At 66.6% G+C, this 21,434-nt stretch carries 19 protein-coding genes; 8 read left to right on the forward strand and 11 right to left on the reverse strand.

Going from position 1 to position 21,434, the window contains the following annotated elements; all coding sequences use genetic code 11:
• Nucleotides 1-81: 81 nt before the first annotated feature.
• Nucleotides 82-264, reverse strand: coding sequence for a hypothetical protein (locus tag ACQR1H_RS02090; RefSeq protein ID WP_409997892.1), 183 nt, complete (start codon nt 262-264; stop codon nt 82-84).
• A 165-nt stretch (nt 265-429) separates the two neighbouring features.
• Nucleotides 430-843 carry a hypothetical protein gene (locus ACQR1H_RS02095; protein ID WP_315801182.1) on the reverse strand — a complete coding sequence of 138 codons (414 nt, stop codon included), beginning with the start codon at nt 841-843 and terminating at the stop codon, nt 430-432.
• Nucleotides 844-1,252: 409 nt separating this feature from the next.
• Between ACQR1H_RS02095 and ACQR1H_RS02100 the strand changes: the two genes are divergently transcribed.
• On the forward strand, nt 1,253-2,200 hold the full coding sequence (locus ACQR1H_RS02100) for a sensor histidine kinase (RefSeq protein WP_315801181.1): 948 nt from the start codon (nt 1,253-1,255) through the stop codon (nt 2,198-2,200).
• A gap of 373 nt (nt 2,201-2,573) precedes the next feature.
• A complete protein-coding gene (locus ACQR1H_RS02105; RefSeq protein ID WP_434907047.1) occupies nt 2,574-3,593 on the forward strand; it encodes a zinc-dependent alcohol dehydrogenase family protein in 1,020 nt (339 codons plus the stop codon).
• Nucleotides 3,594-3,677: 84 nt separating this feature from the next.
• Here the strand turns inward: ACQR1H_RS02105 and ACQR1H_RS02110 are convergent, their stop codons facing one another.
• The 6 genes from ACQR1H_RS02110 to ACQR1H_RS02135 all read right to left on the reverse strand — a co-directional run bounded on the left by ACQR1H_RS02110 (nt 3,678) and on the right by ACQR1H_RS02135 (nt 10,569).
• Complete coding sequence (locus tag ACQR1H_RS02110) at nt 3,678-4,592, reverse strand: DMT family transporter (RefSeq protein ID WP_434907048.1); 915 nt, start codon at nt 4,590-4,592, stop codon at nt 3,678-3,680.
• A gap of 368 nt (nt 4,593-4,960) precedes the next feature.
• On the reverse strand, nt 4,961-6,133 hold the full coding sequence (locus ACQR1H_RS02115; RefSeq protein WP_315801178.1) for a M20 aminoacylase family protein: 1,173 nt from the start codon (nt 6,131-6,133) through the stop codon (nt 4,961-4,963).
• A 193-nt stretch (nt 6,134-6,326) separates the two neighbouring features.
• Complete coding sequence (locus tag ACQR1H_RS02120) at nt 6,327-6,539, reverse strand: hypothetical protein (RefSeq protein ID WP_315801177.1); 213 nt, start codon at nt 6,537-6,539, stop codon at nt 6,327-6,329.
• Between the two features lie 84 nt (nt 6,540-6,623).
• Nucleotides 6,624-8,369 (reverse strand): CHAD domain-containing protein, encoded by a 1,746-nt coding sequence (locus ACQR1H_RS02125; RefSeq protein WP_434880720.1) that lies wholly within the window; start codon nt 8,367-8,369, stop codon nt 6,624-6,626.
• Between the two features lie 240 nt (nt 8,370-8,609).
• The gene (locus ACQR1H_RS02130; RefSeq protein ID WP_316183095.1) at nt 8,610-9,563 is read right to left on the reverse strand and encodes an exopolysaccharide biosynthesis protein; all 954 of its coding nucleotides are present in this window, start codon (nt 9,561-9,563) and stop codon (nt 8,610-8,612) included.
• 28 nt (nt 9,564-9,591) lie between these two features.
• The gene (locus ACQR1H_RS02135; RefSeq protein WP_434907049.1) at nt 9,592-10,569 is read right to left on the reverse strand and encodes a TerC family protein; all 978 of its coding nucleotides are present in this window, start codon (nt 10,567-10,569) and stop codon (nt 9,592-9,594) included.
• Between the two features lie 556 nt (nt 10,570-11,125).
• Between ACQR1H_RS02135 and ACQR1H_RS02140 the strand changes: the two genes are divergently transcribed.
• Nucleotides 11,126-12,079 carry a lipid kinase gene (locus ACQR1H_RS02140; protein WP_315801173.1) on the forward strand — a complete coding sequence of 318 codons (954 nt, stop codon included), beginning with the start codon at nt 11,126-11,128 and terminating at the stop codon, nt 12,077-12,079.
• Nucleotides 12,080-12,145: 66 nt separating this feature from the next.
• Nucleotides 12,146-13,993, forward strand: a complete 1,848-nt coding sequence (gene ftsH, locus ACQR1H_RS02145) for an ATP-dependent zinc metalloprotease FtsH (RefSeq protein WP_315801172.1) — start codon at nt 12,146-12,148, stop codon at nt 13,991-13,993.
• Nucleotides 13,994-14,074: 81 nt separating this feature from the next.
• Here ftsH and ACQR1H_RS02150 read toward each other — a convergent pair whose 3' ends face one another.
• Nucleotides 14,075-14,617 (reverse strand): cytochrome b, encoded by a 543-nt coding sequence (locus tag ACQR1H_RS02150; RefSeq protein WP_316183097.1) that lies wholly within the window; start codon nt 14,615-14,617, stop codon nt 14,075-14,077.
• Between the two features lie 274 nt (nt 14,618-14,891).
• Here ACQR1H_RS02150 and ACQR1H_RS02155 point away from each other — a divergent pair, with 274 nt between their 5' ends.
• Entirely contained in the window at nt 14,892-17,324 is a 2,433-nt protein-coding gene (locus ACQR1H_RS02155) for a DUF2235 domain-containing protein (RefSeq protein WP_434873133.1), read from the forward strand.
• A gap of 133 nt (nt 17,325-17,457) precedes the next feature.
• The gene (locus ACQR1H_RS02160; protein WP_434873134.1) at nt 17,458-18,222 is read left to right on the forward strand and encodes a hypothetical protein; all 765 of its coding nucleotides are present in this window, start codon (nt 17,458-17,460) and stop codon (nt 18,220-18,222) included.
• Nucleotides 18,223-18,249: 27 nt separating this feature from the next.
• Here the strand turns inward: ACQR1H_RS02160 and purB are convergent, their stop codons facing one another.
• Entirely contained in the window at nt 18,250-19,557 is a 1,308-nt protein-coding gene (gene purB / locus ACQR1H_RS02165; RefSeq protein WP_434873135.1) for an adenylosuccinate lyase, read from the reverse strand.
• Between the two features lie 284 nt (nt 19,558-19,841).
• On the opposite strand from purB, the gene ACQR1H_RS02170 reads away from it, so the two are divergent.
• Together ACQR1H_RS02170 and ACQR1H_RS02175 are read left to right on the forward strand one after the other, a co-directional pair.
• The gene (locus tag ACQR1H_RS02170) at nt 19,842-20,015 is read left to right on the forward strand and encodes a hypothetical protein (RefSeq protein ID WP_315801167.1); all 174 of its coding nucleotides are present in this window, start codon (nt 19,842-19,844) and stop codon (nt 20,013-20,015) included.
• Entirely contained in the window at nt 20,012-20,599 is a 588-nt protein-coding gene (locus tag ACQR1H_RS02175; protein ID WP_316183102.1) for a TetR family transcriptional regulator, read from the forward strand. Before ACQR1H_RS02170 ends, ACQR1H_RS02175 begins: the two co-directional genes overlap by 4 nt.
• 182 nt (nt 20,600-20,781) lie before the next feature.
• Here the strand turns inward: ACQR1H_RS02175 and ACQR1H_RS02180 are convergent, their stop codons facing one another.
• On the reverse strand, nt 20,782-21,429 hold the full coding sequence (locus ACQR1H_RS02180) for a response regulator (protein ID WP_434873136.1): 648 nt from the start codon (nt 21,427-21,429) through the stop codon (nt 20,782-20,784).
• Between the last annotated feature and the right edge of the window lie 5 nt (nt 21,430-21,434).

The following is a 21,434-nucleotide window of genomic DNA, read 5'->3' on the forward strand; positions in this document are numbered from 1 at the left end:
GCGAAGTGGAGTTGCGCGATTGTGTGGCGAGCACCGCGACAGCAGCGGAGCGCAATCGGAGCAGGTCGTCGCGAGAGCGGTTCAGCGAAGGCCGGCGTCCGCGTGGCTGTCGGGTGCGCGCGCCGCGCGTTCGACCTCGGCGGCGAGCATGCTCAGATGCTCGGCCAGGCGCGCGAACAGCTCGCGCTTGTCGCGGTCGGTGGCGAGATCACGAATGAGGGCGCATTCTGCCGCGTCGGCCCGCAGCTTGTCCGGCTGGGTCATAAACTCTGACATGTTCCGCTTCCCTGCCGCGCCGGCAACAGTTCAGAACGGTGGATCTTCATGTTTGTTCCGGGTGTCGATGTATTTTTGCGAGTGCAGCGCTCGGTCCTGATCGGAGTACCTCCGCGGATCAGAGGCGACACACGACGCGCGCGGTTCGACTGTCTATCGTTCACCGGGCCACCATGTCGAGGCCGGATGTGCGGCCGAGATCTTGGTCTCGCGCAATGCCACCAGCGCGCTGCGCTTATAGGGATGACCGCGAAGCCGCGAACAGTCCTGGCAGCGCATGTAGCGCTCGAGCTCATGGATCGGCGTCGTCTTGGCGCGCCTGATGACGTCGAGCGCGACCGTCTGATTGGTGTCGCAGCCGAGGCAGCGCACTTCGAGATAGTAGTAGCCCGCGTTCAGCGCATCGCCGAGCAGCGGCGACGGCTGCGCCGGTCCCTTGTAGCCGAGCATGCGCTTGTTCCAGGCGTCGCAGGCCAGACGATCCGCTTCCTTGCGTGCGCGCGCGGCCTGCTCCTGCGCGATGCGGATGCCGGCACCGTAGAGTCTCTCGCGCGATTTCGTCGTCATGGTCGCATGATCGACGCTGCGGCGCTCAGCGGCAAGCCGCTAGGATTAGCGCAACAAGAGGCGCTGGATACAAGCTCTCTTACGTGCAGCGCTCCGATACCATCGCCAATCAGTTCGTCGGCGCGGCCTGCGACGAACTGATCGTGCAACGTCCGGCATTCGTGCTACTCGGACGCGACGCGGAGTAGCACCGATGCCCTCGAGCAGCCCCGATGCAGCGCGCTTCACGCTATGCAGTGACGCATGTCTGTCACGATTGAATGGTGGCTTCTCCCACGGCGCGGCATGATGCGGTCCGGCGATGGTAAAAGGGACGGCTGAACGCAACGACACTGCAAAAGTTCCTAAAATTTTTGCACCTGAGTGGCAGTTCCTTCAGCTTGTTCCCGGCGGCGTCGGGCGATAGACGTTGCGCTCGGGGTCAGTCGTGCGAGTGGGTCAGCGTTTCTCAGATTGGATCGGTCGGGGCAGACAGTGGTCGGCGACCACGTTTCTGCTCACCACGTTTGCTGTCGCGATTTCGACCGCAGGCCGGATCGGGTTGGATTTCGCCGGCGCGACGCTGCCCTACGCGACCTTCTATCCCGCGGTCGTGTTCGCCGCGCTGCTCGGCGGCATTCCCGCGGCCATTTTTGCCGCCTGGCTCTCGGCCACAGTGGTGCTGGTGGGCTTCACCGACCGTCCTGATCATACCGAGGCGGTCAACCTCGTCGGGTTCCTGAGCACTGCGGCGCTGATCATCTGGCTTGCGCATCTCTGTCGCGGCGCGCTGATCGAGCTGAAGCGCAGCGAGCATGCGCGCGAATTGCTGCTCGGCGAGCTGAGGCATCGCGTGAACAATCAGCTCGCGCTGTTTCAGGCGATCGTCAGATCGAGCCTGTCGGGCGAGGATCGCGCCAAGGGAGAAGCGATCGCGCTGCGGCTCGATGCCGTCGCGCGCGCCAACAGTCTGGCCTGGTCGGATCACCGCCTGATGACCTTGCGCATGCTGCTCGACGTCGAGCTGCAGCCGTATCGCGCCTCCGGCGCGGTGACGGTCGAGGGGCCGGACATGCCGCTGGGGCCGGAGGCGGTGCGCAACCTCGCGCTGGTGTTTCACGAGCTCGCGACCAACGCCGTCAAATACGGCGCGCTGCGCGGCCCGGGCGGACGGCTCGAGCTGCAGATCGCGCAGGAAGGCGGCCGGGGCACCGTGGCCTGGCGCGAACTCGGTCCGCACCCGATCGAGCCGCCCGGGAAAGAGGGGTTCGGCACGCGCATGATCCGGGCAAGCCTTGCGGCGATCGGCGGCAGCATCGAGCAGGATTATCGCGACGAAGGTCTGGTCTGCCGGATCAGGTTCGAAGCGGCGATGTGACGGAGTGTCGTCGGTCGGTGTGCGGTTCCTCGCAGGCGTCGCATGTCTCGCGGCGCGCGGCATGGCTGCGATGCGAAACGCGCAGCAGCGCTGCCGCGTATGTGTTCGATGGAACGACGCGACATGCTTCTGCTGGCTGGATTGCTGCTGCTCTCGATCACCATCACCTGGGTTGGCACGGAATATGTGCTGAACCACGTCGTGATTCCGCTGATCGAGGACTGAGAGCCGCCGGCGCCGTGTCCATCGGATAGGCGCGGGTTCGCGTCGTTTGTCCGTCGCGCGGAACGCACTCGGCTTGATCGCCGGCACGAAACGCTTCACCATTCCCGTCAGAACAACAAGGCGGCGCCGCAGGGGCGGGAGACATCCGATGCAATGTTACGAGCTGCAGGGGCCCGGCGGAATCGATGCGCTGGCGCTGGTCGACAAACCGGTGCCGCAGCCGGGGAGAGGCGAGGTGCTGGTGCGGCTGACCGCGGCGAGCATCAACTATCGCGACCTGCTCACGGTGAGGGGCGGCTACGGCTCGCGGCAGAAATTTCCGCTGGTGCCGCTGTCCGACGGCGCGGGCGTGGTCGAGGCGGTCGGTGAGGGTGTCGCGGCGTTCGCGGCCGGCGACCGTGTCATCGGCAGCTTCTTCGAGAGCTGGACCGGCGGCGAGCCGAGCGAGGCGAAGATGCGCGCGGCGCTGGGCGGCGCCGTCGACGGCACGTTGACGCAGTATCGGGTGTTTCCGATGCAGGCGCTGGTGCGGACGCCGGCGCATCTCACCGACATCGAGGCTGCGACCTTGCCCTGCGCCGGCGTCACCGCCTGGAGTGCGGTGATCAAGCTCGGCGGCATCGGGCCCGGCCAGACCGTGCTGACGCAAGGCAGCGGCGGCGTCTCGATCTTCGCGCTGCAGATCGCGAAGATGGCCGGCGCGCGGGTGATCGCGACGTCGTCGAGCGAGGCCAAGATCGCGCGGCTGGCGGCGCTCGGCGCCGACGTGACGCTGAACTACAAGCAGGTGCCGGACTGGGGCAAGAAGGCGCGCGAGATCACCGGGCAGGGCGTCGATCTCGTGGTCGAGGTCGGCGGCGTCGGCACCTTGAACGAATCGATCCGCGCCACCCGGATCGGCGGCACCATCGCCTTCATCGGCGTGCTTGCCGGCGCCCCGGCCTCGGAGCTGCGGCTGCCGCTGATGGTGATGCAGCAGCAGCGGCTGCAGGGCGTCACGGTCGGCGCGGTCGATGATCTCCAGGCGCTGGCGAACGCGCTGGCGCTGCATCAGGTGAAGCCGGTGGTCGATCGCGTGTTTCCGTTCAGCGAGGCACGCGAGGCGTTCCACTACATGGCGAGCGGCGCGCATCTCGGGAAGGTCGCGATCGCGATCGCGATCGGGTGAGGCGTGGTTTGCTCGCTCCGCGTAGCCCGGGCGAGCGAAGCGACCCCGGGCAACCGTCCCCGCATGTCGCTGCGCTCATGCGGGCTACGACGCCTCCCGATCTTTCGTGACCGCCTTGCGCACCGGCATCGTCATCGCGACCACGCCGATGACGATGCAGCCGAGCCCGATCCACGCCGTCGGCGCGAGGCGCTCGCCGAGGCCGGCGACGGCGATCGCAACGCCGATCGGCACCCGCAGATAGGATTGCGCGGTCGCGCCGATCGAGCCGAGCGTCTGCACCAGGCGGAAATAGATCACCATCGCGGCGGCGGTCGAGACGGTCGCGAGCGCGGTCAGCGCCAGCACCGAGCGCAGCGACGGTGCCAGCGCCCATGGATGGTCGACGACGAGCGCGACTGGTATCAGCACCGCGGCGCCCGACAGCAGCGATCCCGCGGCCGGCAGCATCGGATCGAGCCCCTTGAAGCTCTTGCCCAGGATCGCAGCGCCGGCATAGCAGATGGTGGCGGCGACGATCGCGAGCTGGGCCCATAATTGCTGGCCAAGCCCGTGCAGCGCCTCGACGCCGACGATGAGGCTGGTGCCGGCGAGGCCGGCCGCGACGCCGATCAGCTTGCGCAGCGTGACGGGCTCGTGGCGCGTGACCAGCGCGGTCAGAAGGAAGGTGAAGATCGGCGAGGTCGCGTTCAGGATCGTGGCGAGGCCTGCCTCGATGGTGCGCTCGGCCCACGCGATGAGCGTGAATGGAACGACGCTGTTGAGGCCGGCCTGGATCAGAAAGCGTTGCCAGATCCTGCGCTCGCGCGGCCAGGCGAGGCCGCGGCTGCGGATGATCGCGGCCAGCAGCAGCCCCGCAATCAGCGTGCGCGCGGCGATCAGGGTCAGTGGCGGGATCGTCTCGACGCCGATCCTGATCAGGGTGTAGGAGGCGCCCCACAGGGTGGAGAGCAGAAACAGGAGGGCGAGGTCTCGGGGGAGGTCGGAGCTGCGCTGCATATGGGCCTCGTGGACGGAGAGGGAGCCCTTCTCCTAGCCGCTGGCCGCGCGCGACGTTTCGATAGGGAGCGAACTGTTCCCTTGGAGTTCGAAGCGCACGCCAGTCTGGTTCGCGCACTGCGCCCCTGGATCGCTTCGCTGGCGCTCGCGATGTCGGAGCTTGGAGGGCTTCCGGTGCCCACCACCGGCGTCATTGCGAGCGAAGGAATCCAGTCTGTAGGGTGGGCAAAGGCGCGGCCGTGCTGTTTCGTCGCGTGAGATCGTGGTGGCGCCGTGCCCACCATCTCGCCGCGGAGAATGCCGCGCGACGGTGGGCACGCTGCCGCCTTCGGCGGCTGCTTTGCCCACCTTACGTTTTCGTCAGCCGATCAGTTCGCCGGCATGCTCTTCTCGACCAGCTTCACCCAGTACGACGCACCGGCGCTGAGGATGTTGTCGTTGAAGCGGTAGGCCGGATGGTGGCACTCGTTGCCGGGACCCATTCCGAGGAACACGAACGCACCGGGGCGGGCCTCCAGCATGAAGGCGAAGTCCTCGCCGCCCATCAGCGGAATGGCGCGGTCGTTGACGCGCTCCTGGCCAGCGATCTCGCGGGCGACGTCGGCGGCGAAAGCCGCCTGCGCAGGGTGGTTCATCGTCACCGGATATTTGCGCTCGTAGATCGCTTCCGCCGAGCCGCCATAGGCGCGCGCGGTGGCTTCGGTGACCTCGACGATCCGCTTCTCGACGAGATCGCGGATCTCCGGATCGAGCGTGCGCACGGTGCCGAGCATCTCGACCGTCTCGGGGATCACGTTGAAGGTGGTGCCGCCGTGAATCGAGCAGACCGAGATGACGGCGGATTTCAATGGGTCGACGTTGCGGGCGACGATCGATTGCAGCGCGTTGACGATCTGCGAGGCGATCAGGATGCTGTCGATCGCCCGGTGCGGGCCGGCGCCGCCATGGCCACCCTTGCCGGTGACCTTGATGTGGATCGCGTCCGCCGAGGCGAGCATCGGTCCGGGCGAGATCTCGAAATGCCCTTCGGGGACGCCCGGCATGTTGTGCATGCCGTAGACCTCCTGGATGCCCCAGCGCGTCATCAGGCCGTCGTCGACCATCGCCTTGCCGCCGGCGCCGCCTTCCTCGGCCGGCTGGAAGATGACGATCGCCGTGCCGTCGAAATTGCGGGTCTCGGCGAGATATTTGGCGGCACCCAGCAGCATCGCGGTGTGGCCGTCATGGCCGCAGGCATGCATCAGGCCCGGCGTCTTCGAGGCGTAGGGCACGCCCGAGGTCTCCTCGATCGGCAGCGCGTCCATGTCGGCGCGCAGGCCGATGGTCTTGCCGGAGGCCGACTTGCGGCCGCGGATCACGCCGACCACGCCGGTGCGGCCGATGCCGGTCACGACCTCGTCGCAGCCGAATTCGCGCAGTTTGTCGGCGACGATGCCGGCGGTGCGATGCACCTCGTACAACAGCTCGGGATGTTCGTGGAAATCGTGGCGCCAGGCGGCCATTTCGTCGGAGAGAGCGGCAATGCTGTTGAGGATGGGCATGAGGACCGGATGACTCGCTGAAGTGGAATGGGACGCTGCAGTGATGCGGCCAGACCGGCCGGCAGCACCGCGCTGTCACCGACTATGACCCGGTCAAAAAAGCCAGGCAAGTTGCGCCCGGCCATGGTGCCATGCGCAGATGCGCGGTCATCTCGACCGACCATGCCGGTCGTTCCGGATTTCGGAACGGGAGTCAGGCGAGCGGAGCGGGGGCCGGCACGCGCGGGTATTTGTGCTCGGGCGGCACCTCCAGCCGGAAGGCCCGCAGCTTCGGCTCGTCCCACGCCGCCAATGGCGTCCCGCAGACGCCGCAGTCGAACCGGCCGGCCGAGCCGACCGCGGATGTCGATTCCGCGATCTCGTAGGCGGCACGGCAATGAGGACACGTCACGCTGGATATCTTCATGGGATCACGCTCCTACATCTCTCGCCCGGACGTCTTGAACCAGATCAATGCGGTCCATGAACCGACGTCATCGGCCTCCGGTCGTCACGCCTCCTCGGCCTCCCACGGCGTCGGCGCCTTGGTGAAGGCGCGCCACGCCTCGCGCAGTGGCTCCTCCACGCCCGCCATGGCATGCGACTGCCAGCCGGTGATCGCGGCGGCCGCGATCGCCGCGTCGGTGGAGGTGGTGCCGAGGGTCTCGATCACGCCGGCGGTGACCGCCATGTCGTTGTAGTGGCCGAGCTGCTCCTGGAAGCCGGCGAGCGTTCTCGCGTATTTCTTCGCCGATTTGCTGGCGCCGTAGAGCGGCAGCAGGAAGTCGATGCTGTAGCGCAGCTTCTTCAGCGCAAGACGCAGCCGGTGGCGGCGCTCGGCCGGCAGTTTCTTGAAGCGGCGACCGCGCTTGAGCACCTTCTGATGGCGCTCCGACAGGACGGGCCCGGCGAAATCGATCGCGGGCGCGGCGAGGCGTCGGAGATCGTCGGGGGAGACGTCGTTGCGCCAGCCGCGGGTCTCGATCCATTCGCCGAGGCCGAGCACGAAAGCGGCGCAGCGGCGCTCGGCAATCGCGATGCGCAGCGTGCGATAGGCGAGCTCGCGCCGCCGCTCGGCGAGCGCCCGGAGCGAGTCGAAGCCTGCGACCGTCGGGCAGGCCTCGGCGATCTCGGGCAGCGTATCGGTCAGGAACACGTCGAGGTCGCGCGCTGCCGAGAGGCTCTGCGCCAGCCAGCGCGCATCCGCCTCGAGGCCGTCGAGCCTCGCCGAGGTCCCGAGCGGCCGCATCAGATGCAGCGCGGCGCGCAGGCGGCGCAGCGCCACCCGCAACTGATGCACGCCTTCCGGATCACGGCCGTCCTCCGCCGCAGGCATCGCCTGCAACAGATGATGCAGGCTGCCGCGCAGGACGATCGCAAAGCTCTCGTCCAGCGACACCGCTGGATCGAGGCACGGTTTGCGCGGCTTCTCGGCGCCGGGAGCCTTGCCCGTGGCGAGATCGAAACCGCGCGCCGACTTGCTGCGGATCGAAGGCCGGATCGCTCCGTGATCGCCGATGCGCTGTGCGATCTCGTAGATGGCGGCGGGGTTGCCGCTCTTGAGCTCCAGCTCGATCTCGCTCACGATCTCGCTGTGCTCGGCGGCCTTGATGACGCCGCTGTCGAACGCGATCTCGATGGTCGCGCCGGGCACGTCGAGCATGCGCGCATGGCGATGCACGTCGGCCGTGAACACCGCTTCGAGCGTTGCATCGGCCAGCGTCGCGCGCAGCTCCTCCGGCAGCAGCGCGGCCGCCAGCGCCGGATCGGGCGCCAGCGAAGATACATTCGCCTCCCATTCGCCGCGCTTGAGCGGATCGTCGCAGTGCTGCGCCTTCACGGTCTGCACGAAGCGCGAGCCGCTCTGGCGCACCCGCAAGGTGAAGCCGTTCTTCCACAGCGTGCGCTTTGGCGTGTCGTAGTAGACCGAGGTCAGATGCTTGCGCGAGCCCTTGTTGCGCGCATGCGCGATGACGACCGGCGCGTTGTTGAAGCCGGCGAGCTGATCGGGTGGGACGAGAAGCTTCAGCTCGATCTCGTGGCCGCTGCCGGCCGCCGGATCCGGCAAGGACGGCGCTGCGGCGTCCACGCTGGGCGCCGTGGCATCACCCTGCGTGACCGCATGATCGGCAAGGTGCTGCGCAGTCAAGCTGTCGGCGGCGCCGCCGGGATCGCTGCTCGCCGACTCGCCACCCTCCCGCACGCCGACCGCATGGCCATCGCCGTGGATCGACGCCGGTGCGTTCGAATCGGGCATGTGTCGATTCTGTAACCGTTTAGTGACAGTCATCTCTCGTATAGCTGCAGCCGGCACAAAGGGACAGTGGCATTTCTCGCAGGGCGTCGATGATACGCGACGCGTCGGCGCTTACCGGTCGCATTTTTTGTTGCCGCTTCAATGACAAGTGCTCGCGCTTGCGCGGACAGGCGCTCACGGAGATATGTCCGTCGCAGCCGCAATGCACCGTCGCGCGGCCGCGCTGCCACAGCGGGAACTTCAGATCGAGCCGGTGAGCATGAAGCGCGTGGCGACGAAGACGGCGGCTGCGGTGGTCGCAATGCTCGCGGCGGCCACGAGGCCGCGGCCGCGACGCGCCAGCGCGCGGGAGCGCTCGCGGGGATCCTGCGCCGGATCGTAGGATGCGCGCCGGCTGCGGCGGTGGCGCACCGCCTGCACCCAGAGGGCCAGCGCGGCGATGCCGGTTGCCACTGCAAACACGGTTGTCACGCCGGCGGCAAAGCCGAGATCGACACCGATGCTTTCCAGCATGGCCCGCAGTTGCACCGCAAGCCGTGCCAGGAGAGTTGCGGCATAATCGGCCGCCGCGGCGCCGGTGTAGAGCAGAACGGCCGTCCACACCACGGCGGCCATTGCAATCAGGATCGACACCAGCACCGCGAGGCCGTCGCCGGCCATGAAGCCGATCGAGGCGGCGATCAGCGCCAGCGCCGGCATCACGTTGCCCATCGGGATCGGCAGGATGATGGTGACGGCCATCAGCAGCAGCGGCAGCGCGAGCAGCATCCGCGCCGGCCGGCCGGTCAGCCAGACCAGCCGGTCCTCGCGCAGGCCGCGTTCGGCATAGCCCGCCCAGTCCAGCCCGGCGCGGATGATCTTGCGCAGCAGCCGCTGCGGCACCGGCCGGCGGCGCAACTGCTCGGGCAGCCACAGCCGCTCGGCGCCGAACAGGATCTGCAACGCGACCAGCGCGACAAACGTGCCGAACACCATGCCGAATGGGCCAGGCAACGGGATCAGCGCCGGCAGGGTCAGCAGCAGCAGGGTCAGGCCGAGACCTTCCGACTCCAGCCGGTCGAACAACTCGCCGATCGACGGCTCCTCGGACCGCACCGTGCGGGCGATCGCGAGCAGCCGGCGGCTGATCGGCCCGTTGTGACGGCGCGGCGCCGAGGAGTCCTCATCGTCGGATGTGACATCATTCATTGCCACGCAGCAACCTCATGTCCTCTGACCTGCCTCACTTCATCGGCTCGACCGCAGGCCGCGTCTTCCACAGCGAGTAGGCGATGCCCGCGCCGAGCAGACCGAAGGTGATGCCGAGCGAAATGGCGGGCGGAAACTTCTCGAGCCCGAGCAGGTCGGCCAGGAAGATCTTCGAGCCGATGAAGATCAGCACCGCCGCCAGCGCCAGCTTGAGATATTGGAAGCGATCGACCATCGCGGCGAGCGCGAAATAGAGCGCGCGCAGGCCGAGGATCGCGAAGATGTTCGAGGTGTAGACCACGAACGGGTCGGTCGAGATCGCGAAGATCGCGGGCACCGAGTCGACCGCGAAGATCACGTCGGCGAACTCGATCAGGATCAGCGCCAGGAACAGCGGCGTCATGAACCAGGTCGGCTTGCCGCGCGGGTCGGGCTGGCGCACGAAGAAGCGCTCCTCGTGCAGGCGGTCGGTGACGTCGAAGCGGCGGCGCATCCAGTTGAGCGCCGGATTGGCGCCGACGTCGTGCGGCTTGTCCTTGAACACCAGCATCTTGACGCCGGTCGCGACCAGGAACAGCGCGAACAGATACAGCACCCAGCTCGCCTGGGCGACGATCGCGGCGCCGAGGCCGATCATGATCGCGCGCAGCACGATCACGCCGACGATGCCCCAGAACAGGACGCGGTGCTGATAGGCGCGCGGGATCGCGAAATAGCTGAAGATCATGGCGATGACGAAGACGTTGTCCATCGCCAGCGCCTTCTCGATCGTGAAGGCGGTGAGATAGGCGGTGCCGGCCTCAGCGCCGAGCTGCCACCACACCCAGGCGCCGAAGGCCAGGGCGAGCATGATGTAGACGGCGCTCATGACGAGGCTCTCGCGGACCGAGATCTCGCGCGTCTTGCGATGGAGGATGCCGAGGTCGAAGACGAGGAGGGCGAGCACGATTGCGAGGAAGGCGAGCCACATCCAGACGGGCTTGCCGGCAAACGCGATGAACAGGAATTCCACGACGGGTCCTCTTAATCAGGCCGGTGAGATTGATGTCAGGTCCGACATCGTGAGCGCACCGGCAGCTTCACCAGAGGGGCCCGGACCAGGGGTAGGCGACGGACGTAGGTGTGTGCCGATTGGTTTTCAAGAGCCCGCGGTTTGCGTCAACGTTCAGCAAGATGAACGGCGAGGTGCGACAGAGTGTCTGCCACCCCGGCAGGCGTCTTGCAGGCGGGCGTCGGTCAACTAATTCCAGAGGACCGGAGATCCGGGCCCCTCTGATAGTCCCCGGGACTATGATGTCGGACTCTCTTTCATGACCGATACCGCTGACGGTATTGCGCGCTTTGGAGCGCGGAGGAGTTTGACGAGATGCGGCCACACGCGTCGCTTGTAGCTATCGGCCCTCGCGGCTCTCGCCCCCCACTTCACCATCCCGACAATCGTCATCCGCGTGCCTTCCGGAATCCTCCGGTTGGGGCCGGGATCGTGATGGAACCGGAGTGCCTGCTCGCCACTTTGTATGGAACCCGCGCGCCGAGGCGCGCTGGCATCTTGTGTACGGGAGACAATCGTGACCACGGGGGGTGACCAGGTATCGATCGCGAAGGCGCCGCCGTCGCGCCCCGCCGTGGCAACGCGCCGCCTCCTGATGATCATCAACCGCGGCAGCCGCTCCGGCGGCGAGGCGGCCGGCATTGCCGTGTCGCGGCTGAGCGCGGCCGGCTATGATCTCGTGATCTCGGCACCGCATAGTCCGCGCGAGGTGGCGCCGTGGATCGAGGCCCATGCCGACGACGCGGAGGCGGTCGTCGTCGCCGGGGGAGACGGCAGCCTGAACGCGGCTGCGCCGGCGCTGGTCAGGACCGGCCTGCCGCTCGGCATCATTCCGGCCGGCACCGCCAACGACCTTGCCCGTACGCTCGGCCTGCCCCAGGACATGGAGGCCGCGGTCGACGTGATCGCCGCCGGCCATCGCCGCCGGATCGATCTCGGCGAGGTCAACGGCCATCCGTTCTTCAACGTCGCCAGCCTCGGCCTGAGCGCCGAGCTCGCGCGTCAACTGACCAAGGAGACCAAGCGCAGGTTCGGTCGGCTCGGCTATGCGGTCACGGCGCTGAAGGTGCTGACCAATGCCCGGCCGTTCCGCGCGATGATCGTGTCGTCCGACGGCGCGGTGCGCGTCAAGACGCTGCAGATCGCGGTCGGCAATGGCCGCTACTACGGCGGCGGCATGGCGGTCGACCACCGTGCCGAGATCGACGATTCCCACCTCGATCTCTATTCGCTGGAGATCGGCCGCGTCTGGAAGCTCTTGGCGATGGCCTATGACTTCCGCAGGGGCCGCCACGGCCTGTGGCAGGAGGTGCGCGCATCGCGCGACACATCATTCGAGATCCGCACCCGGCGGCCGCGCCCGATCAATGCCGACGGCGAGCTCGTCACCTTCACGCCGGCGCGCTTCTCCGTGCTGCCGCGCGCGGTGGCGGTGTTCGTGCCCAAGGCCGCAGCGCAGGACCGCACCTGAGGGCGGCGCCGGATGATCCGCAGGTTGCGGCCGCCCGTTTTCGACTGATCACCGATCGAGAGACCCATGACCAAGCAGACCCGCTTCAATCTCTGGTACGCTGTTGTCGCGATCTTCGTCGCGATGATGATCCACAATGCGTGGACGAGCTATCGCCAGGTCGCCGTCATTCCCTACAGCCAATTCCAGGATCTGCTCAACGCCGGCAAGGTGAAGGAGGTCGGCGTCTCCGAGAACTATCTGGAAGGCACGCTGAAGGAGCCGCTGCCGAGCGGGCAGACGCGCTTCGCGACCACCCGCGTCGACCAGGAGTTCGCCAAGGAGCTCGCCAAGGCCAACGTCACCTTCACCGGCCGGGTCGAGAGCAACATTCTCGGCGACATTCTTTCGCTGGTGATGCCGATCGCGCTGTTCTTCGGCGTCTGGTACTGGCTCTCGCGGCGGATGATGGGCGGCGCCGGCGGGCTCGGCGGCGGCCTGATGCAGATCGGCAAGAGCAAGGCCAAGGTCTATGTCGAGGCCAACACCGGCGTCCGCTTCGAGGACGTCGCCGGCGTCGACGAGGCCAAGGACGAGCTGCGCGAGATCGTGTCCTTCCTGAAGGATCCGAAATCCTATGGCCGGCTCGGCGGCCGCATGCCCAAGGGCGTGCTGCTGGTCGGCCCGCCCGGCACCGGCAAGACCTTGCTCGCCAAGGCGGTCGCGGGCGAGGCCGGCGTGCCGTTCTTCTCGATCTCGGGCTCCGAATTCGTCGAGATGTTCGTCGGCGTCGGCGCGGCGCGCGTGCGCGACCTGTTCGAGCAGGCGCGCGCCAAGGCGCCGGCGATCATCTTCATCGACGAGCTCGATGCGCTCGGACGCGCCCGTGGCATGGGCCCGTTCGCGGGCGGCCATGACGAGAAGGAGCAGACCCTCAACCAGCTCCTGGTCGAGCTCGACGGCTTCGATTCCTCCACCGGCCTCGTGCTGCTCGCGGCGACCAACCGGCCGGAGATTCTCGATCCGGCGCTGCTGCGCGCCGGCCGCTTCGACCGCCAAGTGCTGGTCGACCGTCCCGACAAGCCTGGCCGCATCCAGATCCTCAACGTGCATCTGAAGAAGGCGAAGCTCGCCGCCGACGTCGATCCCGAGAAGGTCGCGGCGCTGACGCCGGGCTTCACCGGCGCCGATCTCGCCAACCTCGTCAACGAGGCCACCCTGCTGGCGACGCGGCGCGGCGCCAACGAGGTGACGCTCGATGATTTCAACAACGCGATCGAGCGCATCGTCGCAGGGCTCGAGAAGCGCAACCGGCTGCTCAATCCGAAGGAGCGCGAGATCGTCGCCTATCACGAGATGGGGCATGCGATCGTGGCGATGAGCCTGCCGGGCACCGATCCCGTGCACAAGGTCTCGATCATTCCGCGCGGCGTCGGCGCGCTCGGCTACACCATCCAGCGTCCGACCGAGGACCGCTTCCTGATGACGCGCGAGGAGCTCGAGAACAAGATGGCGGTGCTGCTCGGCGGCCGCGCCGCGGAGCTCGTGGTCTACGGCCATCTGTCGACGGGCGCCGCGGACGACCTCCGCCGCGTTACCGACATCGCCCGCTCGATGGTGACGCGCTACGGCATGTCGGAGCAGTTGGGCTCGGTCGCCTATGAGCGCGACAACCAGTCGTTCCTGGCGCCGGGCGCCTCGCGCAGCGCCGACTATGGCGAGGCGGCCGGCGACGCGATCGACGCCGAGGTGCGTACCATCGTGACCGCAGCGCTCGAGCGCACCCGCAAGCTGCTGCAGGACAAGCGCGACGTCCTGGAGCGCGCCGCGCGCCGGCTGCTGGTCAAGGAGACGCTCGATGAGAGCGAATTGGCCGCGCTGCTGAAGCAGGACCAGCGCGCCGGCGATCTCGTCGTGGCAGCGAAGCCGATCTAATGGGTCTCCTGCTCGTCGGTTGATCGATGAGCATGACGGGCGAGAGTGATCATTCTACGACGAGATGCGACGCGCCTACGCTCACCGCCGCGGCCACATCCGGGCCAAGGTCTCGTCCTTCTTGACGAACGCGTGCCAGAGCGTGGCCGCGATGTGCAGGCCGACCACGAGATAGACCAGATAGGCCAGCGTATCGTGCGTGACCTCGCCGGCATGGGCGATCGCCTTGTCGCCGGCGAACAGCCGCGGCCAGCTGAAGGTCCCGAAATAACGCAGCGAATAGCCGCCGGCCGACGAGAACATGTAGCCGGTCACCGGCATCACCAGCAGCACGGCATAGAGCGCCCAGTGATTGAGCTGCGACAGCGCGCGGACAACCGGACCGAACGCCGCGGGTGCGGGCGGGGCGCTGGTGCGGGCCCGCACGATCAGCCGGGCGATCGCCAGCAGAAACAGCGTGATGCCGAGCGACTTGTGGATTTCCAGGAGCTCGCGCCGTGGCGACGTCCCCGCCGGCTGCAGCCCGCAATACAGGCCGATCAGCATGGCCGCGATGAAGAGCAGGGCGGTGGCCCAGTGAATCCATCGCAGCAGGGGATCATAGGCGGTCGTCGTCTCGATCATATCCGGGTCTCGCACGCGCAAAGGAGCGGCCTGCATAAGACCACGCTGGCGCGATGTCGAAGGATCAGAGGTCGACGTCCTCTCGCACGACAACTGGATGAGGGTCTCTCTCGATCATTTCTGGGTGATGCGAGCTGCGCGGAGACGGTCGCTGCTGCGATCCCGAGAGCAATCTGACAGGCCGAGCAGCCAAGTCGCTCGCGCGAGGATTGCGCCTTGCTTTTATTACAATTGGGTCCCAAGCTCCGCTCCGGCATTCTGGTCGGGGGGCCTCATGTCCAACGCTGCTGCGAGAAACATCGTGCTGCTGTCGGATGGGACCGGCAACAGTGCCAAGGCCTTGTTCAAGACGAATGTCTGGCGGCTGTTCCAACTGCTCGATCTGCGCGATCCCAGCCGGCAGATCGCGTTCTACGACGACGGCGTCGGCACCTCGTCGTTCAAGCTGTTCGCGGCGCTCGGCGGCATCTTTGGCTTCGGCCTGAAGCGCAACGTCATTGCGCTCTATAGCTTCTGCTGCCGCAACTACCGGCCTGGCGATCGCATCTACTGCTTCGGCTTCAGCCGCGGCGCTTTCACGATCCGCATCGTGGCGGCGATGATCGCGGGACAGGGGCTCGTTCCCTACAACAACAATGACGCTGATCTGGCACGGTTCGCCGCCGATGCCTATCGCCGCTACCGCCGGCGCTACAACAGCGGCATCCTCCGATATCTCGGCAGGATCGGCCTCGATCTCCGCGGGATCCGCGATTGGGGAATCCGCAAGCTGCGCAGCTGGCGTAACCTGCCCCCCGAGCCGCCGCCCATTGAGGTGGAGAGCATCCATTTCATCGGCATCTGGGACACGGTCGACGCCTATGGCGGTCCGATCGAGGAGATGACCCGTGCCATCGATTATTGGATCTGGCCGCTGTCGATGCCAGACCAATTCATGAGCTCGAAGATCCATCGCGCCTGCCATGCGCTCGCGATCGAGGAAGAGCGCGATGCGTTCCGCCCGGTGATCTGGGACGAGCGCTACGTGTGGGGGCGTGACGAGGCGGTGCCCGGCCGGAGTGACAAGAAGGACTGGCTGTTCGGCATCGATCACGATCCACGCAGCGAGGCCGCGAAACGCGCCGACCCGCCGCCGCATCTGCGCACCGATCTGCCGGCCAGTGACCGCGAGCGCATCAGCCAGGTGTGGTTCACCGGCGTGCACTCCGACATCGGCGGCGGCTATCCGCAGGATGGTCTGTCCTATGTGACGCTCGACTGGATGCTGGACCGGGCTCAGGCCTATGGTCTCGTCTATCTCGACGAGCGGCGCAGCCTGCTCTACGACCCCGAGATCGATCCGCTCGATAAGCTCAACGACTCCCGCAAGGGGCTTGCGGCCTACTACCGCTACAAGCCGCGCAATCTGCGAGAGATCTACGACGCGCCGCCGTACAAGCTCTCGCTGCGTTACGATATCAGGCGCATGAAATGGCTGCTGCATTCGCCGTTCAAGCCGCAGACGGAGCTTCTGGCCGGCGATCTGCATCCGAGCCTGCCACAGCCGCCGTTGCCGCCGGCGAAGCCTGTCATCCACCACACCGTCTTCGAACGCATCCGGTCGGGCACCGATCATTATGCACCGGTCGTCGTGCCAGCCAGCTACCGCGTGACCGACGACTCGGGCACATCAGCCGATGGTCTGCATCCGTGCGATCAGGGACGCGCGCGGATACGCGTCCAGGATGACGTCTGGAACTGGGTGTGGCTGCGCCGCGTGGTCTATTTCGTCACCATGTTCGCGCTGCTGTTCGTCGCGGCGATCCCATACGCCGTCATCTATTGGCCGCGCTTCCTCTATGTTCCGCTGCATGTGGTGGGCGATCCGGCGGTCAACGCGGCCGCTGCGTTCCTGCCAAAATTTCTCGACCCCTGGTTCGTCGCGTTTCGGGATTCGCCCGGTTTCCTTTTGATCGGGGTAGCTGTGGCGCTCGGCTTGACGTCGTGGGGCACCTCGCTTCAGCAGAAGATCCGCGATACCGCACGCATCGCCTGGAACGATCCGTCACGGCACACGCCGGTGACCGGCTGGCGCGCGACGGTCTATTCGCTGCGCCGCCAGGGCTGGTATGTTGCCGGTTTCTATCTCCTCAAAACGTGGATCTTCCCGTTCGCCATCATGTTCTGGCTGTTCTGGTGGCTGGGGTTCGGCGCGGCCAATACGGCCGGGCTGTTCTGCAAGGAGACGTTGAGGCCGACCGAGGTCGAGCAGACAGAGATCGGCGCATACCCTGGTGGAAGCATTCGGCCAGTGTTCGAGACGCGGCACCATTGCTATCCGACGGCGCTGACCGTGGCGCAGGGCGAGACCTATCAGATCGTGCTCGACGTCGGGGAGGCATGGAGCGACGGCGGCATCCCTGCGACTCCGGCCGGCTTCGGTTACGGCACCTGGACCCAGCTACCCGGGATACCATTCAAGCGTCTGATCTGGTCGAACTGGTTCGCGCCGATCGTGCGGGTGGGGAGCACGGGGCTCGAGGAGCATCTCCCGGCTTTCCAGCAGGAAACGCCCGGCAGCCGCCGCTGGACAGCCAGGTTCACGGCCCGCAGCGATGGGGAGGTGTTCGTCTATGTCAACGACACGTCCATCCTGTTTCCTTGGCTGTTGTATCGATTCTACTTCAACAACAAGGGTAGTGCGGTCGTCTCGTTGAAAAAGCTATAGCTGCGCGCGCCGTCAGGTCTGGCATCGCCACGTCGAGCGTGACGACGTCGCGCTACGGATGGTGCGCGGCGCGGACTGGCGTCGGCGCGGGGACGCGGTAGGATGCAGGGATAGGTCGCCTGCGAGGAGTGCCATGACCCGACGAAGCTTGACCGGATGGATCGCATGCCTGGCGCTCGCCGCCGTCACGCTCGCCGGCGCCAGCGCGGATGCCGCCGAGCGAACGATGTCCTGGGACAGCGGCTGCCGTTTCACGGTCCGGTTTGATCCCGCCAAGCAGGACGAGATTCGGCTGCGCAATACCGTGCATCTGCTGTTCGGCCCGTCCGATTTCGAGTCCCCCGGCACGCTGCCGGCGTTCGAGCCGAAGGCGGTCGCCGCGCTCGACCCCGATAAGATCGATCGCGCCTGCAAGGCTGCGCTCGACGTCGCCGCCCGGCTGGAGTTCATCGCGCTGCCCGGCGTCGACGACTATCGCCGCGCCAGGGTGGCGGAGCTGAAGGACAGCTGCGATTTCGAGCTGGCACAGACCCGCGGCTTCAAGACGCCCTCGGCATTGCGCGACTATCAGCCTGCCGCCGCCTGCGCACGCTTCGTCGACGCGATCGAGGGCAAGACCGACCTGCAGCAGATGTTTCGCCAGACCGTGGCGCAGGGCTGCGCCAACAACGCCAGCCCGCAGGCCTGCAACGCCCGCTATTCTGCCGAAGCGCAGAAGGCGGACGGCCAGGAGCGCATGCGGATCTACCTCGTCAATTTCGGCTGGACCAATTGCGCTGTCAACTACAACCTCCGCAACACCGGCGCCAAGAAGATGGAGGCGATGCGGAGCGCGCTCGAGACTCAGTTTCGGAAGATGTTCAAGGTCAAGCAGGACAAGTGCGAGGAGGCGGACTGACGCGACGTCCGCCTGCCCGACACGGGATCACGCCTCCCCGAACACGCGCCTGAAGATGGTGTCGACGTGCTTGAGGTGATAGCCGAGGTCGAACTGCTCGTCGATCTCGGCGTCGGTCAGGTACTTCTTCACGTCGGCATCGGCCTTCAACAACGTGCGGAAGTCGCCTTCGCCGCGCCACACCGGCATCGCGTTGCGCTGGACCAGTCTGTAGGAGTCCTCGCGGCTCGCCCCCTTCTGGGTCAGCGCGATCAGCACGCGCTGCGAGTGCACGAGGCCGCCGAGCTTGTCGAGGTTCTTCTCCATGTTGGCCGGGTAGACCAGCAGCTTCTCGATCAGGCCGGCGAGGCGCATCAGCGCAAAGTCGAGCGTGACGGTGGCGTCGGGGCCGATCATGCGCTCGACGGAGGAGTGCGAGATGTCGCGCTCGTGCCACAGCACGACGTTCTCCATCGCCGGGGTCACATAGGCGCGCACCATGCGGGCGAGGCCGGTAAGGTTCTCCGACAGCACCGGGTTGCGCTTGTGCGGCATCGCCGACGAGCCCTTCTGGCCCTCCGAGAAGAACTCCTCGGCTTCGAGCACCTCGGTGCGCTGCAGATGGCGCACTTCGGTCGCCAGGCGCTCCACGGACGAAGCGATGACGCCGAGGGTCGCAAAGAACATCGCGTGGCGGTCGCGCGGAATCACCTGGGTGGAGATCGGCTCTGGCGACAGGCCCATCGCCTTGGCGACGTGCTCTTCCACCCGCGGATCGATCTGGGCGAAGGTGCCGACGGCGCCGGAAATCGCGCAGGTCGCGACCTCCTTGCGGGCGGCGACCAGGCGCTCGCGCGCGCGGGAGAATTCGGCATAGGCATAAGCGAGCTTGAGGCCGAAGGTCACCGGCTCGGCGTGGATGCCGTGCGAGCGGCCGATGGTCGGCGTCATCTTGTGCTCGAAGGCGCGCGTCTTCAGCGCCGCCAGCACGCGGTCGAGATCGGCGAGCAGCAGGTCGGCGGCGCGGGTGAGCTGGACGTTGAGGCAGGTGTCGAGCACGTCGGAGGAGGTCATGCCCTGGTGCACGAAACGCGCCTCGGGGCCGACGATCTCGGCGAGATGGGTCAGGAAGGCGATGACGTCGTGCTTGGTCTCGCGCTCGATCTCATCGATGCGGGCGACGTCGAAGGTGGCGTCCTTGGCTTTGGCCCAGATCGTCTTGGCGGCGTCCTTCGGGATCGTGCCGAGCTCGGCCAGGGCGTCCGCCGCATGCGCCTCGATCTCGAACCAGATCTTGAACCGGGTCTGCGGCTCCCAGATCGAGGCCATTTCGGGACGGGAATAGCGGGGGATCATCGACGGCGCTCCGAGGCGGGAGGGAAGGTGGGCGGGACCAAGCGTCCGCGCCGGCATTTTACGCCGCGCTTTACCAGAGCGGCCGGATCGACACAAACGGCGGTCTTTCCGGCGAGCCGGCGGGTCAATTCAAGATTATAATACCATTTCTCAAAAAAAATCGCGCTGACAGATATTGAAATCTGTCAGCGCGATGATGTATATCGATTGTGCCACCGTGCTTAAGACCAACTTCCACTGTCTGACCTTGGGTTCAGCGGTTTCAACTGCGAAGGACCGCTTCGATGAAGATTGAAAAGCGATTGTTGCACTCACAATTTCAGGACTGGCTGAATCTCCAGGTCGCGCGTCACCTAGAGGCCCAGGCGGCCAAGTTCCGCGCGCCGTCGTCGGCCGATCGGGCTGAGACGATCCAGATCAAGGCGCATACGTCCGACGCCGATATGGTGCACGCATGAATGAGGCCGTGGTTCTGACATCCGAGCGCATCCTCGAAGTCACCGAGGATGTGTTGCGCCGGTACGGGCTCGCCAAAGCGACGGTCGTCGACGTCGCGAGAGCGCTCGATGTCAGCCACGGCTCCGTTTATCGTCACTTTCCCAGCAAGGCCTCGCTACGCGAGGCGGTTGCCAAGCGCTGGCTCGAGCGGGTCAGCGCGCCGCTGGCGCAGATCGCGGCGGAGCCGGGCCCCGCGCCGGCGAAGCTGGAGCGCTGGCTGCGCGAGCTGTTCGGCGCAAAGCAGAAGAGGGTCTGCGAAGATCCGGAGATGTTCGCGACCTATCTCACCCTGGCGCGCGAGGCGTGCTCGGTGGTCAAGGCGCACAAGCAGAACCTGATCGCCCAGGTCGAGGGCATGATCGCGGAGGGCGTCGCGCAGGGCGCGTTCGACGTCGCCGATCCAAAAGTTGCGGCCGCCGCGATCTTCGATGCGACGAGAAGTTTTCATCATCCGGCCCATGCCGACGAGTGGAGCGAGTGCACCTGCTCGGCCCGAGCCGATGCGGTGCTGACGTTGTTGTTGCGCGGGCTTGCGGCGCGTTAGTTGTCGCGGAACTCGTAGGGTGGCAAAGGCGCATGGCACGACATCGGGTTGGGCCGAGATAGCGCGCGCCGTGCCCACCATTGATCGACACACACCGCGGTGAGATGGTGGGCACGGCGCCGCTGCGATCTCGCGTGTGGTGACGGCACGGCAACGCCTTTGCCCACCCTACGGCATCAGGGCTACAAATCCGTCAGCCCGCTTGTGACCGCCAGCCGCACGAGCTGTGCATCCGTCTGCAATCCGGTCTTGGCCTTCACCAGATAATGATAGTTCTGCACCGTCTTGACGCTGAGGTGCAGGTTGGCGGCGATCTGCTCGGTGGTCAGACCCGAGGCGAACTGGCGCAGGATCTCGATCTCGCGTTCGCCCAACCGGTCCAGCACGGTCTGCTGCGGATCGAGGCTGTCGGCGGCCAGCACATGGGCGACGTCGTCGCTGAGCGCGCGCCCGCCGCTGATCACCATGCGGATGGCGCGGACCAGCGCCGACGGCTCGCTGCTCTTGGTAACGAAGCCGCCGGCCCCGGCGGCGAACGCTGCCTTCACCAGCGGCGCCTCGCCATGCATCGAGAACACCAGGATGCAGGCGCGATTGTCGCGGGCACGGATGTTGCGGATCGCCTCCAGCCCGCTGGCGCCCTTCATCGAGATGTCGAGCACGACGACATCAGGCGCATGCGCCTTGAAGGCGGCGTAGGCCGCCGCGGCGCTGTCGGCCTCGGCGATGACGCGAAACCCCTCCTGGCTCTCCAGCACGCGGCGATAGCCTTGGCGGACCACCGGATGGTCGTCGACCAGCAGGATCGAAATGCCTATCGGCCCGGCCATCGCAA

This window comes from Bradyrhizobium sp. HKCCYLRH2015 (genome assembly GCF_051168215.1).
Taxonomy (GTDB): domain Bacteria; phylum Pseudomonadota; class Alphaproteobacteria; order Rhizobiales; family Xanthobacteraceae; genus Bradyrhizobium.

Excerpts from the sequence above, each read along its gene's own strand:
- ACQR1H_RS02090 (WP_409997892.1), bottom strand. The coding sequence starts at position 264 with ATGACCCAGCCGGACAAGCTGCGGGCCGACGCGGCAGAATGCGCCCTC.
- ACQR1H_RS02095 (WP_315801182.1), bottom strand. The coding sequence starts at position 843 with ATGACGACGAAATCGCGCGAGAGACTCTACGGTGCCGGCATCCGCATC.
- ACQR1H_RS02105 (WP_434907047.1), top strand. The coding sequence starts at position 2,574 with ATGCAATGTTACGAGCTGCAGGGGCCCGGCGGAATCGATGCGCTGGCG.
- ACQR1H_RS02110 (WP_434907048.1), bottom strand. The coding sequence starts at position 4,592 with ATGCAGCGCAGCTCCGACCTCCCCCGAGACCTCGCCCTCCTGTTTCTG.
- ACQR1H_RS02115 (WP_315801178.1), bottom strand. The coding sequence starts at position 6,133 with ATGCCCATCCTCAACAGCATTGCCGCTCTCTCCGACGAAATGGCCGCC.
- ACQR1H_RS02120 (WP_315801177.1), bottom strand. The coding sequence starts at position 6,539 with ATGAAGATATCCAGCGTGACGTGTCCTCATTGCCGTGCCGCCTACGAG.
- ACQR1H_RS02125 (WP_434880720.1), bottom strand. The coding sequence starts at position 8,369 with ATGCCCGATTCGAACGCACCGGCGTCGATCCACGGCGATGGCCATGCG.
- ftsH (WP_315801172.1), top strand. The coding sequence starts at position 12,146 with ATGACCAAGCAGACCCGCTTCAATCTCTGGTACGCTGTTGTCGCGATC.
- ACQR1H_RS02150 (WP_316183097.1), bottom strand. The coding sequence starts at position 14,617 with ATGATCGAGACGACGACCGCCTATGATCCCCTGCTGCGATGGATTCAC.
- ACQR1H_RS02155 (WP_434873133.1), top strand. The coding sequence starts at position 14,892 with ATGTCCAACGCTGCTGCGAGAAACATCGTGCTGCTGTCGGATGGGACC.
- ACQR1H_RS02160 (WP_434873134.1), top strand. The coding sequence starts at position 17,458 with ATGACCCGACGAAGCTTGACCGGATGGATCGCATGCCTGGCGCTCGCC.
- purB (WP_434873135.1), bottom strand. The coding sequence starts at position 19,557 with ATGATCCCCCGCTATTCCCGTCCCGAAATGGCCTCGATCTGGGAGCCG.
- ACQR1H_RS02170 (WP_315801167.1), top strand. The coding sequence starts at position 19,842 with ATGAAGATTGAAAAGCGATTGTTGCACTCACAATTTCAGGACTGGCTG.
- ACQR1H_RS02175 (WP_316183102.1), top strand. The coding sequence starts at position 20,012 with ATGAATGAGGCCGTGGTTCTGACATCCGAGCGCATCCTCGAAGTCACC.
- ACQR1H_RS02180 (WP_434873136.1), bottom strand. The coding sequence starts at position 21,429 with ATGGCCGGGCCGATAGGCATTTCGATCCTGCTGGTCGACGACCATCCG.